We start from the raw sequence: 17,555 nt of genomic DNA on the forward strand, positions 1-17,555 counted from the left end.
ATTACTCTTCGGTGATAGCTCCCTGCGCTTCGGGCTGCTTTTCCCACCAAGCACGAAGCTGCTCTACAGCCGCCTCTTCGCCCAGCGGGCCTTCATCCAAACGCAGCTCGAGCATGAACTTGTAGGCGCGGCCGACCACGGGGCCAGGCTTGATTCCCAGAATTGCCATGATCTGCTGGCCATCCAGATCCGGGCGGATGGATTTGAGTTCTTCCTGCTCCGCGATCTGGGCGATGCGCTCCTCGAGATCATCGTAGGCAAAGGCCAGGCGGTCAGCCTTCTTGCGGTTGCGCGTGGTGACATCCGAACGGGTCAAGCGATGAAGGTGCTCGAGCAGCTCTCCAGCATCGGTGACGTATCGGCGCACGGCCGAATCTGTCCACCCGGCGTCCCCGTAGCCGTAGAAGCGCATGTGCAGTTCGACCAGGCGAGCCACGGCCTTGGTGGTCTCCTTGTCAAAGCGCAAGGTCCGCATGCGCGCCTTGACCAATTTTGATCCGACCATGTCGTGGTGGCGGAAGGACACCGCGCCGCTGGGTTCAAACTTTCGGGTGGCAGGCTTGCCGATGTCGTGCATCAGGGCGGCAAAGCGCAGCACGAAGTCGGGTCCCGGAACCGGACCATCTTGATCGGTTTCCAAGGCGATGGCCTGCTCGAGCACGGTGAGCGAATGCTGGTACACATCCTTGTGCCGATGATGCTCGTCAATTTCCAGGCGCAGGGCGGAAACTTCCGGCAGCACCTTGTCGGCCAGCCCGGTGTCGACCAGCAGGTTGATGCCGGCTCGAGGATCCGCGCCATTGATCAGCTTGACCAGCTCATCACGCACCCGCTCCGCAGAAATAATGTCGATGCGATCGGTCATTTCGCTCATGGCCTTGCGCACGTCTGCGCTCACTTCGATTTTCAGCTGCGAAGCAAAACGGGCGGCGCGCATCATGCGCAATGGATCATCCGAGAAGGAAATGTCCGGAGCCCCCGGGGTGCGAATCGATTGGTCCTTCAAGGAAGAGACGCCATCAAAGGGGTCAACGAGCTCGAGGTCCGGCAGGCGAAGGGCCATGGAGTTCATGGTGAAGTCGCGGCGGAACAGGTCGTCGTGCAAGTTATCGCCGAAGGCGACAATCGGCTTTCGCGATTCCTTGTCATAGGCATCAGCCCGATAGGTAGTGACCTCTAGGGTATGCTCGCCCTTTTTCAGCGCGATGGTTCCGAACTCTCGTCCCACATCCCAGATGTTGTCGGCCCAACCGGAAATCACCTTGATGGTTTCCTCGGGGCGCGCGCTCGTGGTGAAGTCCAGATCCGGAGAAACCCGGCCCAAGTAGAGATCTCGAACCGGCCCGCCCACCAGGGACAACTCATGGCCTGCCGTGACGAAGCGGTCGGCCAAGTCGAAAATGACCGAAGGCAGGATTTGACGCAACGCGTCAGGTGAGGGAAGTGCATGCATAGTTACTTAAGCGTGCCAGAAATCTGGGCGAAATGCTTGAAAATGCACCGAATTCGCTTGCGAGATAACTTACTTGTCCACGTCGATAAAGCGAAGGTGGCCACTTTCTCGATAGAGTGGATTCATGAACCGACCGATCCCGTCTGCCCCAAAGCGCACTCCATTGACTGCGTCAATGGCTCGCGCACAGGCAACGGGCGGTCACACGAGCTTGCCAACAGTGGAAGAAGTCTCTTCCGGCGGCATCGTCATCGACTTCAAAGCCCCGCAGCTTCCGGTAGCGATTATCGCCCGGTACAACCGCGGCGGTCGCCTGGAATGGTGCCTACCCAAGGGGCACCCCGAGGGCGTGGAATCCAACGAGGAAGCGGCGATCCGCGAAATCGAGGAAGAAACCGGCATCGCCGGGAGAATCCTCGCGCCATTGGGTTCGGTCGACTACTGGTTCACCGTGACAAACTACCGGGTGCACAAAACCGTGCACCATTTCCTGCTGGAAGCTACCGGCGGGCATCTGACGATCGAGAATGATCCCGACCACGAAGCCGTCGATGTTGCCTGGGTTCCCCTGGATTCCCTCGGCAAGCGCCTGTCCTTCCCTAATGAGCGCCGGATCGCTGATCTGGCACGCGAGGTTCTAACAAAGCATGACTCAGGTTCCTAATTCATCTGCCGGCGCCGATCAGCAGCCTATGACCGGAGCCATGGACCTAGTCGCCGAACCTCCTGTGGAGCTGCATCACCAGCAAGGCAGGTCGCGCTCCAAGGTCTATGCCCTGATGGCCTCGGGCACCATGGTTTCGCGCCTGCTCGGTTTTGCCCGGACAGCGTTGCTGGCCATGGCCATCGGCTCGGTCACCTCGGTGGCCGACATCTTTGAAAAAGCCAACGTCATTCCGACGATCATCTACATGCTGCTGGCCGGTGGCGTGTTCAACGTCGTGCTGATTCCCCAGCTGATCAAGGCATCCAAGGCCAAGGACCGAGGCGCAGCGTACACCTCCAAGCTGATTTCACTGACCGTGGTGGTGATGGGCGTCCTGACCCTGCTGCTCACCCTGGGCGCCAGGCCGCTGATCACCGCGCTGACCAACAACTGGTCCGAACCGATGATCGTGCTCGGCACGGCCTTCGCGTACTGGTCGCTGCCGCAGATCTTCTTCTACGGGCTCTACGCAGTCCTTGGCCAGGTGCTCAACGCCAACGGCCGATTTGCCGCCTTCATGTGGGCGCCGGCCATCAACAACATCATCCAGCTCCTGGTCATCGGCGCTTTCATCCTCACCTTTGGCGCCTACACCTCGGGCGATCCGATGCAGGACTGGAGCTATCTGAAGACCGTGTGGCTCGCCGGCGGGGCGACCCTTGGCATCGTCATGCAGTCCCTGGTGCTGTTCTGGCCGCTGAAGAAGAGCGGGCTGAAGCTCACCCTCGACTTCGGCTGGCGTGGCATGGGCCTGCGCCACGTGGGCAAGCTGGCGATCTGGACGCTGGCCGCCATGGTCATCGGCAACCTCTCCTCGCTGCTGTACTCCAAGATCGTCTCCGGGGCGACCGCAGCGCGTGCCCAGTTGCCGGCCGAACAGGCGGCTTCGGTTGCTGGCGAGTATGCGCTGAACACATCCCAGCTGATCACGGTCTTGCCGCATTCCCTCTTCGCCCTGACCGTGGCCACGGTGCTGTTCAACGACTTCGCCCGGGCCTTCACCGAGAACCGCGTCTCCGATGTCGGCCAGCTGCTCAACCGGGGCATGCGCTCCACGGCCATCCCGATTGTCTTCTGCACCATCGTGTTCATTGTGCTCGCCGGCCCATTGGGGCGCCTCTTTGCCGGCTCCTCGGAAAACGCCGCCCAAGCCGCCGGTGCCCTGGGCCAGCTTTTGCTCCTGACCTCGCTGGGCCTGCCGTTCAAATCCCTGCAGTTCTTCATGCTGCGCGTGTTCTATGCCGAAGAAGATACCCGCACTCCAATGCTGATCCAGACCGCCACCGCGGCTCTCGGCTTGCTTCTTGCCTTCTCCGCCGCCGCACTGGTCGATCCGATGCATATTGCCGCGGCCATCGCTTTCATCTACGGCCTGACCAATGTGCTCGGCTGTATCGGCACCCATTATCTGGTTAAGCGCCGCTACGGCAGCTACGGTGTCACCTCGGTGATCGATACCTACGTCCGCGTGGGCTGGATGGCGACCATCGCTGGTGCGGTGGGTTCCCTGGTGCTGTGGATGCTGGGCGGATTCAGCTTCGGTTTCGCCTACAGCTCGCTGATTAACGCCATTATTTCGATCGTTCTGGTCGCCGGAACCATGGGCGTGGTCTACATCGGATTGCTGCACAAGACCAAGGTCCCAGAGCTCCAAGGCTTCCTCGGCCCGATCCTTCGCAGAATCCCCGGATTCAAGAGCTGAGAAACCTCTGAAACTTGCTAGTGATTCTGGGCAAATTGGCACCATTTAGGTTGCACCGACAGGTAACATGACTGGTGGTGGTCTCTGTACTGCCACCGAAGAACAATCAACCCTTGGAGATGCACGTGTCGCAGCCAATCGATGTCGGCTCTGTCCTCAGCGGCCGTTACCAGGTCACTGAGACTGTCCTTTCATCAGCTGAAGGTGATTTGGTACTCGGCGGCATTGACCAGGTCCTGAACAGATCCGTCAGCATCATGGTGGCTTCGACCGATAACTCCTCGCAGCTTGCGGCCAGCGCCCGCGAAATCGCCATGGGCGAGCGCGCCTCCAACGTCCAGGTCCTGGACCTTGGCATCACCGATGCCAACCAGACCTACCTCGTTGCCAACGTGGCACGATCCTCGGATTTGCTGGATCTGGTGCTGGAATCCGATGAGGCGCCCTATGTGGAGCCGTTCTTCACCGATACCCTCGGCACCGAGATCTTTGGCGAATCCCGCCAGTCCGTGCCTGAAACCTATGAGGACGACAGCCAGTACTACGAGCAGTTGCAGTACGACGACGAGCAGCCGGAGCATCAGCGCAGGCTCGGCACTGCCTTCTCCAGCGGCTTTGCTGGCCTGAAGCACCGCTTCGGCAAGAAGAACCAAGAGCAGCCCGCAGAGGAGCAGTTCGACCAGACTGCCCCGAACGAACAGGTAGCTGCCACCACCGCTACCCCGGTCACTCCCACCGAGCAGCCGGATACCGAAGGCCAGCCAGCGGTCACCCGTTTGGACGACGAAGACGACGAGCCAAATGTCACCGCCACTGCGGCTCTTGCCGCCGCTGCCCAGTCCAAGGGAGATGCGCCGGCCGCAGCCCGCCCTGAACAGCCTCAGGCCGAATCCGCCGAGAAGAAGCCAGAACAGGATCCGGCCGACGAAGATCGGAAGCCAGCCAAGAAGAAGGGTGGCGCAGCCATTGCCGGTGCGGCAGCAGCTGGCGCCGCGGCAGGAGCAGCAGCCAAGGCATCGACCTTCCCGGCAGCAGCCAAGAATGTACCTGCCCAAAGCGCAGCGGCTCCCGTCACCGATGAGGAAGAAGAGGAAAGCAGCTCGAAGGGCACCCGCCTGCTGGTTGGCGCCGTTCTGCTGATCGTCTTGATCCTTGCCGTCGTCTTCGCTTTCAACTTCCTCGGCGGAGACAAGAACACCACCGCAGACGGTCCGAGCGAAACGACGGAAGCCTCGCAGCCCTCGGAGACCGACAAGGCCGAGGAATCCACCGAGCCGACCCTGCCCAAGCCTGAAATTTCGGACGTTTCACGTCTGGTTCCCGGCAATCAGCAGTTGAATGCGGAAACCGATGGCACCCTGTCAAACATGATCGATGGCAACGCCTCCAGCTCGTACAACACCTACACGTACACCACCAGCAACTTCGGTGGCTTCGCATCGAACATGGTCTTCATCCTCGAGCTTGAAGACGAGTCAGCGATCTCCGAGGTGAACTTGGACGGCCTGAATGCCACCGGCGGCGACTACGAGATCCTGGTCGGCGATTCCGACGATCTGGGAGACGCCAAGTCCGTAGCCAAGGGCTCGTTCTCCGGCCCATCGGTTTCCGTAACCGTGAAAGACGGCGACAAGGACTCCATGGAAGGCTCCTACGTCTTCCTGAACGTCACCGACCTGCCACGCAAGGCTTCGGGCGGCAACGAGTCCCGCCCATACGGCCTGCAAATCGGCGAGTTCTCCGCCAAGTAACAGAAGCGGAATTTTTTAGCAAAGCCATACGTTGAGGTGGATAGTGAGGTAAAGCCTCGCTATCCACCTCGCACTATTAGGACGAAAGGGTTCTACCCCCGTGACATCAGCACAGAACGACGAAATCCGCGACGTAATCATCGTCGGCTCCGGCCCGTCGGGTTATACCGCTGCGATTTACACCGCGCGTGCGAACCTGAAACCACTGGTCATCGCAGGGTCAGTCACCGCCGGCGGCGAACTGATGAACACCACGGACGTGGAGAACTTCCCAGGCTTCCCCGAGGGAATCATGGGCCCGGACCTGATGGACAACATGCAGAAGCAGGCCGAGCGCTTTGGCGCCGAGATCCTCTTCGATGATGTCACCGCGATGGACCTCGCAGGCGAGATCAAGACCCTGTCCCTGGCCGACGGCACCATCTACCAGGCCCGCACCGTGATCATCTCCACCGGCTCCGCCTACCGCGAACTGGGCCTGGACGACGAGAAGCGCCTCTCCGGCCACGGTGTCTCCTGGTGCGCTACCTGCGACGGTTTCTTCTTCCGCGAGCAGAACATCGCCGTGATCGGCGGCGGTGACTCAGCCATGGAAGAAGCCCTGTTCCTGACCAAGTTCGCTGCCAAGGTCACCGTGGTGCACCGCCGCAGCGAGCTGCGCGCATCGAAGATCATGGCTGAGCGCGCCCTGGCGCACGAGAAGATCGACTTCGTGTGGGATTCCGAGGTCGTTGGCATCAACGGCGAGGACAAGGTTCAGAGCATCGAGCTGAACAACCTCGTCAACGGCGCCAAGAGCACCTTGGATGTCACCGGCATCTTCGTTGCCATTGGCAACGACCCACGTGTTGATCTGGTCAAGGATCAGCTCGAGCTGACTTCCGAGGGCACCATTGCCGTCGAAGGACGCACCTCGAAGACTTCGCTGCCAGGTGTATTTGCTGCCGGCGATGTTATCGATTCCACCTACCGCCAGGCAATTACCGCAGCTGCTTCCGGCTGCGCGGCTGCACAGGACGTGGAGCACTACCTGGCTAACGTCAACGAGACTGTAGCTACCATCTAATTAGTTTTCCCAGAAAGGGGTTCTCTCTTATGAGCAACGCAAAAGCAGTAACTGAAGCAACCTTCCAGAGCGAAGTTCTGGATGCCGAAAAGCCAGTCATCGTCGATTTCTGGGCAGAGTGGTGCGGCCCTTGCCGCCAGCTGGGTCCAGTTCTGGATCAGATCGCCGTGGAGCACGCGGCCAAGGTAGACGTCGTCAAGGTCAACGTTGACGAGAACCAGGGCATCGCGGCCAAGTACGGTATCACCAGCATCCCAGCTGTTTACGTCTTCAAGGGTGGCGAGCACGTTGCCACCTCGATCGGTGCCAAGCCAAAGGCTGTCATCGAGAAGGACTTCGCAGACTACCTGTAAGTCCTGCACAAGATCTGAGATAGGGACCGGCCGTCGGCCGGTCCCTTTTTCAGTGTCTGGAGGTTTCCTCATACCCTAGCTGGGGTCAGGCTTGATCTGACAGCAGTTCTGGACCGGATCTGACGAATATTTGATGAAATGAAAATTGATCCTATTGTTTTTCATGATTCTGGCAATATTTTCCTGCCACCGGCCGGCTCTACAGCGATTTTCCTTCCTGCACCTGACAGGTTGGTCTTCTCTCCCACGAAAATCATTCACAATTCTGTTCGGCACACGACACGACCAGCAGCGGAGACTTTCTAAGCCCCTTGCCGGAGAGTCTGGAACTTCAAGTTTGTGCAAACATCAAAACTTGGATCCACCGATGGAGAGGACACCGCCTGAGAAATGTTCCCTTCTACACTTTTTGTCCCCCAGGGATCAAAGGTCGCCAAGGGACTTTCCAGTCTTCGAGCACGCCACTTCTCGTGCGAGTCCACAAGTTAACGCTGTCGGTAGAATGCTGGTCGCTAATGGTGGCCGAAAAGTGAACCTTCCAGGATAGGAATGTTATCTCTTGCGAAGATCGATCCCTGCGACGCAGGCTCGTAGTGGAGGGGTATCCCAAGGCATGTATCGCAAGCGGCCTCGACCTCTACACACCGTTGTCACCAAGCCCGCAGTCTTGGCCAGACTCTCTAGTGGCAAACGAAACCGATCAAGACTACGTTCGACGTGTACACCCCACGAGTGCGGGAGCTGCAAAAGGTGCATCATTTTCTCCAGCGACGACGATCGCTGGAAAGATCCGCTTGCCCGGGCCGGAGCGATATTTTCGGGAGCAGGTATCCACGACCTGCCTGAGCAGCGGACTGTCGAACCAAGCCGACAGATAATCCCCAGATGCGATACCGATGGCCTACTGATCCGCATCTGGAACCCTCGCCACCACGTGAATCTTGTTTCAAACCAGTCGAATCCAGATAACGGGCCTGGCGCCGGCATGGACATCTGCCACGCCAAGGACCTGGAGCAGTTCAGGTGTCCTCTGGGCGCCCGTTTGGAACGGTAGCCTCACCACGACCGCGCCTGTCCCAGGGCATCTAGGATCGATGCAATGGGCACTACGCAGCCTCACTCATTCCATGATCCTGTTTCACCACGCTTGGTGGCTTCAATGAGCAGTTCTGTAATTGGACGACAACAGCCAACGCCCGTACCATGCGTTCTTGCCGGCCATCCCATTGGATCTGATTGGCGCTGTTCATGTCGCCGTCGCCGTTATCCGGTGTGAGCACGCAACGCTGACCTTGACGAGCGATGTATCTGTCTCGGGGTGTGGTGCCGTGTTCATCGATGGCCGTGATCCTGCGGCATTGATTGACGGGATGCTTCACCTTGGCCAAGTCGTGGCCGCGCGTGGTCGATTCTGACGGCTGAAAGGCAACATGCTGATGCTTTTCTACCGGTAGCAGCGAAGCTAGGACGGAACCAGACCGCCAAGTCCAGTTCATTTTTCGACCGCCGTTGCCGTTCAGTTCCAAGCTGCCTTCTCCGCAACGTTCAGATCACACTTTGCCCCATGCCTATTGCGAACTCGGAAACGAGATAACTGCTTCGTGGTGCATTTTGACGTTCCTACTATCGCTTCTTCAAAGGCAGCTGTTCTAAAGTCCGGTGTATCAAAGTTTCCGTTTTTACCGCTCCCCCTGCCCCACGTTTGGTACCCCCGGCATTCTCCAGTAGCCAACCTGGATCGAGAGATGGAACCGCCCTAGCCACAGTCCGTCGTTCAGTTCAGCAACTCCAGTCCCGAAATCGGTTATCCCCTCGATCACCGTGTCTTCAACACTGCCTTTCGATTTTGTCTCGTCTGCCGAAGCGGGATCGCTTACAGGTTTGAGTCGTCTGGGAACCTCTTCAGGTCGTTCTGATCCGCGCATCAATACCAACTCGTCGATGGTGGACTGGCCGGAGGGTGTCGACCAGAATCTTTGCTAGACCTGGTTCCGGACAAGGCTCGTAAACCTGTACTGTTTCGATTTCCTGGTGCCGCATCTCCGGGGAATGTCGCAAAAGCCGATGGCCGCAGGTCCGCACCGATCGATGCTCGCGAGTGATCTAAAGCTTGCCCAGAGGGACAAACGCAATGATCGGCTCCTCCCCTGATGAAATCGTTCTCCCGTGTACGCAAGGCACCGAATCTAGCTCAATACGGACCTTGCCCGGATTGCTGCAAGATCGCCTGCGCTCATCCGTGACCAAAACCCTCCAAGTTCTTCCAGCTGCATCAGCGAGCAGGGTTTCTGTATTAGTAGCTCTGGTTAAGGCAGTGCAGGCAGGTCTTGCAGATGCGCGCTAGACCCGAGGCTGGTTCATATCCTGCTCACACCATCGTTGATCCTCCTGTCAGCCACACGCGGTCGGCACACCGAGGTACGCGGGCACTAAGAGGCCTTGTATCCCTCCCTGCGTCCCTAAAGAGTCTCGTCGGGCACTCTGGGTGGATCATTGACGCTGCACAGCCCCTGAGGGTTTGCAGTAGCCCGAGATGGATTCTCACCCCAATCCCCGCCCCTGCTCTGATGAGGCCGTCGGGGCCCAGCGAGCACCTTTTGTCCTCTGCCGTTCTCGTGGGTCTGTTGTCTCTTAGATGGGCACCTGTCAGGTTCATGGAAGCAGAATCAAATACACGCAGCCCTAGGAAATCGAAGCCAAGTTCTTGAAATGATACTTGGAACAATTAGGGGTCAACGAGGAAAGCATGAGTGGATTGGCTTCGTCTAAAAGTCCTGATTATCTATCATCGTTGGTTCCAGCACAGCCATGAGCCCCTTCGTGGGGATTCCCATCAGCGCCCAAAGTACCAGGATCCGTTGGCATCGATACGATGCAATTCCGGAGAACCTTCATCCCTGCATGCAGTCGTCGGGGTGCTCGGATCTGTTGCATTCGAAGTCCTGTCCTGCCAGATACTAAATTGAGACTAGACCCAGTCGATATGGTGCACCACTTGTCCTAAGCGATATCAAATCATCATCGATTATCACGACTCATCGAGATCTACCGTTTCTTATCTATCGATGGTCACCTAGCACGCCAAGTCCGCCATGTTTCACGTGAAACGGTGACCTGCTGATGACTGAACTTTATTGGCATCGCCCAGGAGAATTGATGTTTCACGTGAAACGGGAACACCTTCAGATCTCCAAGGAGAACCCTTCGAGTTCCCGTCGGTTCATCAAACGGTGTTCTGTTTGCATTGAACTCAACTATGAATTCTCGTCACGGGGCTTCCAAAAATCCTGGTGCTGATTTCATCTGTCGTCCAGGACTTATCAGATTGATGGCAAAGAACTACGAATCTGCGATTGCGGTCTATCTGGGGAACTATTCGGAGATCAAAACAGAGCTGCATGAGCTGCGGCATTCACGGTTGCTTCTGTGGCGTTTCTGCAACTGGCCATCGGTCCAAGGATCGTGAACCTTTTGAAACAGTTTGCAAGCAGTTTTCAAAATTAACCACTAGCAAGACCCCCTTCCTGCCACTCCCCCGGCTCTAAGTCAGGTTCGCAATACGCTGGCTACGAATTCCATCGACAACCGGCGCTCGGCATTGGGTATCAATATAACTCTCGAATGTGAATCTGCTCCTCGATCCCGGTCCTATGTCCAACTGCCTTAGCGAAAAGGATCTGCAGGAAATTAACTTTATACGTCCCTCGCCTCAAGGAAACCCAGCGCCTTCCCAAAGACAGTCAACGGACAATTTCCAAGATGAATTTGCGCAGCTTCTCCCGTTTGCCAATCAGAAGGACCTGCCAAGCTTCGCAAGGTTCTGGCAACGCTAGGCTGAAGGTACATCCCCTCAGAAGTTGTGACGTCGATAGGCGGAGGAGAAATTTCTAAAGAAGGTCCACCTCCTTCTTCATTACATCGATATTGCCAGTCTTCCTTAGGCAAACAATCATCAGAACTATCCGCCTGGATGACGCAGAGTGCTCAAGAGCTGCAATACGATCTGTTCTGCAGCATTCGCTCCAGTAATGGCGTCGTTGCTCTGCTGACAGTCTTTACAACTGCAAGCAACATCGCGCGAAGATTTGCTCATCGTTCGGCCAAACGCATTCATTACTCACGACATCGAGGCCAGGTTTCCAAAGGCAGGTGCCTGGCAGGATTCTTTCTCGGTGCGAACTACACGTCCAACCCATTTTCGGGTGTTGGCGCAAGGCTGGCATACTCTAGAATTTTTCAGCGACACTAACTCTCGCTCTCGTCTGGAAATCTGGAATCTCAATGGATTATTGGTTGGCAGGAGTTACCTAGACAGTTTCTTGTTTCACGTGAAACACCGGATCGCAGGCACGGCCTTATGCATTTGCTTTAAAGGGCTTGCGCCCGTAGGCGCCGGGAGATGGTGGGGTCTAGCTGCAACCGAGGCACGGTATTACCCAAATGATTCAATTCCTGGAAGAGCGGCAATGCCGCATTTGAATTCAACTGTTCTCCTCTCGCAAACCGCATCTCAACTTTGAGACGCGTTTGGGACGAGAGTTCGACTGCCCAGGGAATATCAAATCAGGCAACTAGATTGGCTCAGCTCGACAACCCTCCCCCGGAGTCGATGTGACTCATGAAGGTCTGCCTTGGAGAACAATCATCGTCATACAGTTTCACGTGAAACATCCCCAAACGCAGACAGGGCGCATGTTTCACGTGAAACATGCGCCCTGTCTGAAGAAATTACTGCTTCATGTTCGGATCGATGACTTGCATAATACGGTTCAGGTCGTCGACCGACGCGAACTCAATGCTGACCTTGCCTTTGCGGCTACCCAGCTGAATCTTTACATTGGTATCCAGACGGTCCGCCAAAGACGTGGCAAGGAAATCGAGCCGTTCATTTCTCTGCGTCTCCCTTGCCTTCTTGGCTGGCTTCTTGGGCTTATCGTCGCTCAAGGCTACCGCTTCTTCCGTCGCGCGCACCGAGAGGCCTTCATTGATGATGCGTTGCGCCAGCTGCTCGATGGCTTCGTTATTCGACAGACCCAGCAGAGCGCGTGCGTGTCCCGCAGATAGCACTCCGGCAGCCACTCGGCGCTGTACCAACGGTGGAAGCTTCATGAGGCGGATCGTGTTGGAGATCTGTGACCTCGATCGGCCAATGCGATCTGAAAGTACCTCTTGAGTACAGTTAAATTCCTCCAAAAGCTGCTGATAAGCCGCAGCTTCTTCGAGTGGATTCAGCTGCGATCGGTGGAGGTTTTCGAGTAATGCGTCACGCAGAAGGTCGGTGTCCTGCGTATCACGGATGATCGCGGGAATCGTTTCTAGACCCGCTGCCTGTGTGGCACGCCAACGACGTTCACCCATTACGAGTTCGTATGGTTCATCATCAGACTCGCGTGATGGGCGAACTACGATGGGCTGAAGCAGTCCAATTTCTCGAATGGAATGGATGAGCTCATCCATGTGCTCCTGATCGAAATTGGTGCGGGGCTGCTTACGGTTAGGGTGGATCAGTTTGACATCAAGTTCAGCAAACTGTGCACCAGGCACTTCTACCAGACCTGACGAGTTTTCGATCGGGGATGCCGGTACGACGCCTTTTACCGCTGATTCCGCGCTTGCCTTGACTGGTTCTGCCGCTTTCGCGGAAGACTCTTCGGCTGATTTCGCCTTCGACGCAAGGGTCGTGTTCAAGCCGGGCATGGTAGCGCGAGGGCGCTTCGATGATTTAGTGGTCGAAGTGGCAGGCTTTGGCGTTGAAGACTTGCGTCCAGGTTCGAAAAACATGTCAACGGGGCGTGATGCCTTGGCTTTATCAGGAGCCGCCTTAACCTCATGCTTGGTTGTTTCACGTGAAACATCGTTGGTCTCTTCGACAGACTCCGACACAGGCGAACTCGAGATGAGTGCTCCCAGTCCCCTGCCCAATCCACGCTTCTTCTCTGCCATGATTATTGCACGCCCTTTCGTCCGAACATTCAGCCCGAGACTAGTCTACTGTTTTTAGACATTGAACCGGGGATGCTTACAGAGAGTTGGTGCAGGTGTTGCTCACCGTACTGAACTACCGAGTATTATCCGAAAAAACAAATATTTTCATCTGAAAATATCAGCTAATTCACGGAGATTAGATGCACCGGTCTAGGCGCCTCGTTCAGCCATCTCATAGGCAGCTTCGGAGTACGACAGGGCGCCGGTTGAGTTTGGATCGTAGGTGATCACAGTTTGCTGGTAGCTTGGAGCTTCGGAGATTCGTACTGACCGGGGAATGACAGCATCAAGTACTTGTTCCGGGAAGTGCTCTCGCACTTCGTTGGCAACTTGAGCTGCCAGCTTGGTACGTCCGTCGTACATCGTCAGCAAGATGGTGGAAACAGTGAGCTTGGAATTCAGATGCTTCTGAATCATCTCGATGTTCTTCAGCAGCTGGCTCAAACCTTCAAGCGCATAGTACTCGCACTGTATAGGGATCAGGACCTCACGGGCAGCCACAAAGGCGTTGACGGTAAGAAGTCCCAGGCTTGGTGGGCAGTCGATGAAGACATAGTCTAGTCGCGGCAGCCCCTCGCGCTGGCGAGCACGCGCGTAATCGTCTAGCGCCCGCTGCAGGCGCTGTTCACGCGCGACCAGGGAAACGAGCTCGATCTCCGCACCTGCTAGGTGAATGGTTGCCGGCGCAACCTGTAATGATGGCAGGTCCGGGCACGTGGCCACAACCTCAGACAATGGAAGATCGTTGATTAGTACGTCATAGATGCTATCTACTTCGGAATGATGCTCAATTCCCAAAGCGGTCGATGCGTTTCCCTGCGGATCAATGTCGATCACCAAAACGTTCAATCCACCCTTGGCCAATGCAGCAGCCAGGTTAACTGTGGTGGTGGTTTTACCGACGCCACCCTTTTGGTTCGAGATTGTGAAATAACGGGTTTTCTCGGGAGCTGGCACCGTTCGGGCCTCCAAAGCTTCGCGACGACGATGTTCGCTAGCTATCTGCGTAGCCAATGGCGAGGAAGAGTCACTAAAGTCAAAAGCACTATCCGACGAGCTCTTAGTCTTGGACACAGGTAAAACTCCTCCTCGTGAATTGGTGAAGCCTATATTGATGGCTACACCGACAATGTTTCACGTGAAACATTCAAAACAAGTTATTGGGATTGCTAAATCATTTCATTCGGCAGAACTCTGCACAATGAAGTCACCGCACTCCCAGAACTAGTTAACAGACTATCGCGTTGGACTAGCCAACCTTAATGCGAACCACCGTAGTAGGCTCTGCAAGCAAATCTTCGCCAATGGTCAAGACTTCAGTCTCTTTGCCGCCAAGCTTACGGATGGCCTTCGAGGCCTTGTCGATTTCTTCGGCAGCCGACCGGCCCTTGATAGCAATGAGTTCGCCCTGGCCGTGCAGCAGCGGGATAGTCAGGCCGGCCAAGTTCGCCAGCGCGGACACCGCGCGTGCGGTGACGTAGCGTGCGTTAACCACATCTACCATTTGCTCGGCGCGGCCGCGCATGACGGTCACGTTATCAAGGCCAAGGTCCTCAATTACTTCGGACAGCCAGATGCAGCGACGTTCCAGAGGCTCAATCAGAGTGAGCTTCAAGTCTGGGCGCGCGATGGCGAGGCATAGGCCTGGAAGGCCTGCCCCGGAGCCTACGTCAGCTACCTCGACGTCTTGCTCCATTACGGATTCAATCACTGCACAATTGAGCACATGGCGCGACCACAAGCGTGGAACCTCCCGCGGCCCAAGCAGTCCGCGCTCGATGCCTGAGGTAGCCAGATGCTGAACGTAGCGCTTGGCTAGATCCAGGCGGTCGCCGAAGATCTTTTCGGCGGCCAGGGTCTCTTCTGCAGTAAGGCTGAGATCCTCAGTCATGGTCTTGGTCCTTTAGGTCGATCATCACGCTGGTGCGTATTCTTGCTTAACTGTCCAATACCGAAACAACGATATGGCGTCGAGTTGATTCGCCTTCGGACTCCGAATGCAATCCTGCCTCGGCAATCACGTCGTGCACAAGCTTGCGCTCGTATGCGCTCATTGGCTCCAAATGAACCTTTTCGCCGGTATCACGGGCGTTGGCAATAGCTTCCTCAGCCAGCTTCTTGAGCTGCTCTGCACGGTCTGCACGGTAGCCCGCAATGTCCAGGATCAGGCGTGAACGCTCACCAGTGGCCGTGAGAACTGCTAGCCGGGTCAGTTCCTGGAGAGCGTCAAGGGTCTCTCCGTTTTCGCCCACCAGGCTGTCCAAGGACGTGTCGTCGTCCTCGGTCACGATGGAAATGTAGGTACGTCCACCGCGGATTTCGATGTCGATATCTCCATCGAGATCGGCGATATCAAGAAGTTCCTCGAGGTAGTCGGCAGCGACTTCGCCCTCGTCCAGAACCTCCTGCTCGTTATCGATCGGGGCTTCAAGTTCTGGTGCGTCGATATTCTCAGTTGCAGTCATCGCTACTTCTTCTTCCGGCGGTTATTACGCTTTGGCTGTTCGCGCTGGCCCTTGGCAGCCTGCTGGGCGGCTTCTTCGGCAGCAGCGGCTGCATCTTCCTTCTTCACGCCTACCGGTGGCAGGCCCTTTTCGGCACGGCGGGCGTTCAGCTCGCGCTCGGCCTGCGAGCCTGGCGTAGGGTTGTTGCGGATGACCCAGAACTGCTGGCACAGGGTCCACAGGTTGGTTGCGGTCCAGTAAATCAGAACACCAATTGGGAAGTTGATACCACCGATACCGAAGACCAGCGGCAGGATGTACAGCATCATCTTCTGCTGCTGCATGAACGGCCCCTCGAGGGCCTCCTTGCTCATGTTCTTGGTCATCAGCTGGCGCTGGGTGAAGAACTGGGAAGCGATCATCGCAAGGATCATGATCACGGCCACGATTACTACGGCCCAGTTGATGTTTCCGGAGTTGATGGTGCCCAGGAACGTCTCGGACAGCGGAGCGCCGAGGATCTGTGCGCTGTCAAAGCTGCGGATGTTCTCGACGGACAACGCGCCAACAGCTTGGTGGTTCTCGCTGGCATGGGAGGCGTTATTCAGTACGCGGAACAGCGCAAAGAAGAACGGCATCTGAATCAACAGCGGAAGGCACGACGACAGCGGGTTGGTCTTATGCTTCTTGAACAGCGCCTGCTGTTCCTGAACCATAGCCTGGCGCGACATCTGGTCGGTCTTGCCCTTGTACTTGGCCTGCAGCTTGCGCAGATCAGGCTGAAGGGCCTGCATAGCGCGCTGCGACTTGATCTGCTTGACGAAGACTGGAATCAGCAAGGTACGGATCAGCAACACAAGGAAGATGATCGACAGGGTCCAGGTAACGCCTGACCCTTCATCCATCCCAATCCGGGTGAACAGTTCGTGGAATGCCCACAAAACCCACGACACCGCATATGTAAACGGAGTCAATATCGTGTCTAGGAAGTTGTTCATCAGTGGTCGAGCTCCTTGCGGCCGCTATCCGCGGCGTCTTCATCGTCGGGAATCACAGGATGATTCAGAACTATGATCCTCGGCAGTTTGCCTTCTGGCCAAATCCTTGGTCCCTCGGGAACATGATCGACGCCTCCGTGTGACCACGGATTGCACCGAAGGATACGCCAAGTGGTCAGTCCGGCACCTTTGACAACGCCGTGCTGAGTCACTGCTTCGAGCCCATAGGCAGAACAGCTAGGAAAGTATCGGCATACATCGCCATATAATGGCGAGATGATTTTTCGGTAGATCTTGAGCATCCCGATGACGATATTGCGTGGAATATCGATGATGAACCACAGCACACCGGTCCGGGGAGCAGAATCCTTACGCATCAGCGATCCTCGAGCTTCCGCAACGCAGCTGAAAAAGATGCGTTTATTTGGGAACGAAGTTCTTCCCACGAAAGTTCCGCAGCGCCAGGAAGGGCCCGCACGACAATGTCGATATCGCCATCTACGCGCCGAAGCTCGTGGGCGATTTCCCTCATTCGTCGTTTAGCGAGGTTCCTTTTGACGGCAATACCTACAGCCTTGGAAACTATGAATCCAAACCGGTCACCGGCAAACTCTTCGGTTTGACGACGGCGTGCATATAGCACGACGTTCCGGCGTCCGCTTCGGACGCCGGAACGTACTGTGGCTGTAAGATCCTGCGCTAGGCGCAGTCGCTGATTCTTTGGCAACATGTTTTTTGGACCAGCTCTTTAGTTGAGCTCGTTGAAATCATGAAGCCAACAGCTGATTAGCAAATTTATGCTGAGAGTTCGGTGCGGCCCTTGCCACGACGTGCCGAAAGGATGGCACGACCTGCACGGGTACGCATACGAAGACGGAAACCGTGCTTCTTCGAACGACGACGGTTGTTAGGCTGAAAAGTCCGCTTGCTCACGGTGACACTCCAAGACGATCTAGATGATGCGTTCTTCCCGTTGACTAGCTAACTCGATAACAACAGGTTGACGCTCGTAATTTCTTATAAAATGTGCGTTATTTGCGGGCTCTTCGAAAATGAGCAAGTCGCAAAATGAAGCACACAGGACTGAATAACAATAG

General features: G+C 56.4%; 15 protein-coding genes. 5 read left to right on the forward strand and 10 right to left on the reverse strand.

The genetic code is table 11. The annotated features are described in order from the left end of the window. Position 1: 1 nt before the first annotated feature. The gene (locus AOZ07_RS17905; protein WP_060703221.1) at positions 2-1,453 is read right to left on the reverse strand and encodes a CCA tRNA nucleotidyltransferase; all 1,452 of its coding nucleotides are present in this window, start codon (positions 1,451-1,453) and stop codon (positions 2-4) included. 124 nt (positions 1,454-1,577) lie between these two features. On the opposite strand from AOZ07_RS17905, the gene AOZ07_RS17910 reads away from it, so the two are divergent. The 5 genes from AOZ07_RS17910 (at position 1,578) to trxA (ending at position 7,031) form a co-directional block, all read left to right on the forward strand. Then, complete coding sequence (locus AOZ07_RS17910; protein WP_060703222.1) at positions 1,578-2,117, forward strand: NUDIX domain-containing protein; 540 nt, start codon at positions 1,578-1,580, stop codon at positions 2,115-2,117. Next, positions 2,101-3,861: a murein biosynthesis integral membrane protein MurJ gene (gene murJ, locus AOZ07_RS17915; protein ID WP_236995223.1), complete on the forward strand. Its 1,761-nt coding sequence runs from the start codon at positions 2,101-2,103 to the stop codon at positions 3,859-3,861. Before AOZ07_RS17910 ends, murJ begins: the two co-directional genes overlap by 17 nt. Positions 3,862-3,986: 125 nt before the next feature. Next, entirely contained in the window at positions 3,987-5,612 is a 1,626-nt protein-coding gene (locus AOZ07_RS17920) for a hypothetical protein (protein ID WP_194943719.1), read from the forward strand. Positions 5,613-5,712: 100 nt separating this feature from the next. After that, positions 5,713-6,678, forward strand: a complete 966-nt coding sequence (gene trxB, locus AOZ07_RS17925) for a thioredoxin-disulfide reductase (protein WP_060703224.1) — start codon at positions 5,713-5,715, stop codon at positions 6,676-6,678. A 29-nt stretch (positions 6,679-6,707) separates the two neighbouring features. Beyond that, positions 6,708-7,031 (forward strand): thioredoxin, encoded by a 324-nt coding sequence (gene trxA / locus AOZ07_RS17930; RefSeq protein WP_060703225.1) that lies wholly within the window; start codon positions 6,708-6,710, stop codon positions 7,029-7,031. Positions 7,032-8,137: 1,106 nt separating this feature from the next. On the opposite strand, the gene AOZ07_RS17935 is transcribed toward trxA, so the two are convergent. The 9 genes from AOZ07_RS17935 to rpmH form a co-directional block, all read right to left on the reverse strand. Continuing rightward, complete coding sequence (locus AOZ07_RS17935) at positions 8,138-8,557, reverse strand: hypothetical protein (protein WP_194943720.1); 420 nt, start codon at positions 8,555-8,557, stop codon at positions 8,138-8,140. Positions 8,558-11,759: 3,202 nt separating this feature from the next. After that, positions 11,760-12,974, reverse strand: a complete 1,215-nt coding sequence (locus AOZ07_RS17940) for a ParB/RepB/Spo0J family partition protein (RefSeq protein WP_060703227.1) — start codon at positions 12,972-12,974, stop codon at positions 11,760-11,762. Positions 12,975-13,166: 192 nt separating this feature from the next. Next, positions 13,167-14,090, reverse strand: coding sequence for a ParA family protein (locus tag AOZ07_RS17945; protein WP_075972538.1), 924 nt, complete (start codon positions 14,088-14,090; stop codon positions 13,167-13,169). Positions 14,091-14,265: 175 nt separating this feature from the next. Beyond that, the gene (rsmG, locus tag AOZ07_RS17950) at positions 14,266-14,907 is read right to left on the reverse strand and encodes a 16S rRNA (guanine(527)-N(7))-methyltransferase RsmG (protein WP_060703229.1); all 642 of its coding nucleotides are present in this window, start codon (positions 14,905-14,907) and stop codon (positions 14,266-14,268) included. A gap of 46 nt (positions 14,908-14,953) precedes the next feature. After that, positions 14,954-15,481 (reverse strand): Jag family protein, encoded by a 528-nt coding sequence (locus AOZ07_RS17955; RefSeq protein WP_060703230.1) that lies wholly within the window; start codon positions 15,479-15,481, stop codon positions 14,954-14,956. Between the two features lie 2 nt (positions 15,482-15,483). Further along, a complete protein-coding gene (gene yidC / locus AOZ07_RS17960; RefSeq protein ID WP_060703231.1) occupies positions 15,484-16,458 on the reverse strand; it encodes a membrane protein insertase YidC in 975 nt (324 codons plus the stop codon). Continuing rightward, the gene (yidD, locus tag AOZ07_RS18350) at positions 16,458-16,835 is read right to left on the reverse strand and encodes a membrane protein insertion efficiency factor YidD (RefSeq protein WP_075972539.1); all 378 of its coding nucleotides are present in this window, start codon (positions 16,833-16,835) and stop codon (positions 16,458-16,460) included. Before yidD ends, yidC begins: the two co-directional genes overlap by 1 nt. Further along, a complete protein-coding gene (gene rnpA / locus AOZ07_RS18355; protein ID WP_075972540.1) occupies positions 16,835-17,188 on the reverse strand; it encodes a ribonuclease P protein component in 354 nt (117 codons plus the stop codon). Before rnpA ends, yidD begins: the two co-directional genes overlap by 1 nt. Positions 17,189-17,253: 65 nt before the next feature. After that, positions 17,254-17,391, reverse strand: coding sequence for a 50S ribosomal protein L34 (rpmH, locus tag AOZ07_RS18360; protein ID WP_075972541.1), 138 nt, complete (start codon positions 17,389-17,391; stop codon positions 17,254-17,256). Between the last annotated feature and the right edge of the window lie 164 nt (positions 17,392-17,555).

Origin of the sequence: Glutamicibacter halophytocola, from assembly GCF_001302565.1 — a bacterium.
GTDB lineage: Bacteria > Actinomycetota > Actinomycetes > Actinomycetales > Micrococcaceae > Glutamicibacter > Glutamicibacter halophytocola.

Coding starts and splice junctions, on each gene's coding strand:
- AOZ07_RS17905 (WP_060703221.1), bottom strand. CDS start 1,453: ATGCATGCACTTCCCTCACCTGACGCGTTGCGTCAAATCCTGCCTTCG.
- AOZ07_RS17910 (WP_060703222.1), top strand. CDS start 1,578: ATGAACCGACCGATCCCGTCTGCCCCAAAGCGCACTCCATTGACTGCG.
- murJ (WP_236995223.1), top strand. CDS start 2,101: ATGACTCAGGTTCCTAATTCATCTGCCGGCGCCGATCAGCAGCCTATG.
- trxA (WP_060703225.1), top strand. CDS start 6,708: ATGAGCAACGCAAAAGCAGTAACTGAAGCAACCTTCCAGAGCGAAGTT.
- AOZ07_RS17940 (WP_060703227.1), bottom strand. CDS start 12,974: ATGGCAGAGAAGAAGCGTGGATTGGGCAGGGGACTGGGAGCACTCATC.
- rsmG (WP_060703229.1), bottom strand. CDS start 14,907: ATGACTGAGGATCTCAGCCTTACTGCAGAAGAGACCCTGGCCGCCGAA.
- AOZ07_RS17955 (WP_060703230.1), bottom strand. CDS start 15,481: ATGACTGCAACTGAGAATATCGACGCACCAGAACTTGAAGCCCCGATC.
- yidC (WP_060703231.1), bottom strand. CDS start 16,458: ATGAACAACTTCCTAGACACGATATTGACTCCGTTTACATATGCGGTG.
- yidD (WP_075972539.1), bottom strand. CDS start 16,835: ATGCGTAAGGATTCTGCTCCCCGGACCGGTGTGCTGTGGTTCATCATC.
- rnpA (WP_075972540.1), bottom strand. CDS start 17,188: ATGTTGCCAAAGAATCAGCGACTGCGCCTAGCGCAGGATCTTACAGCC.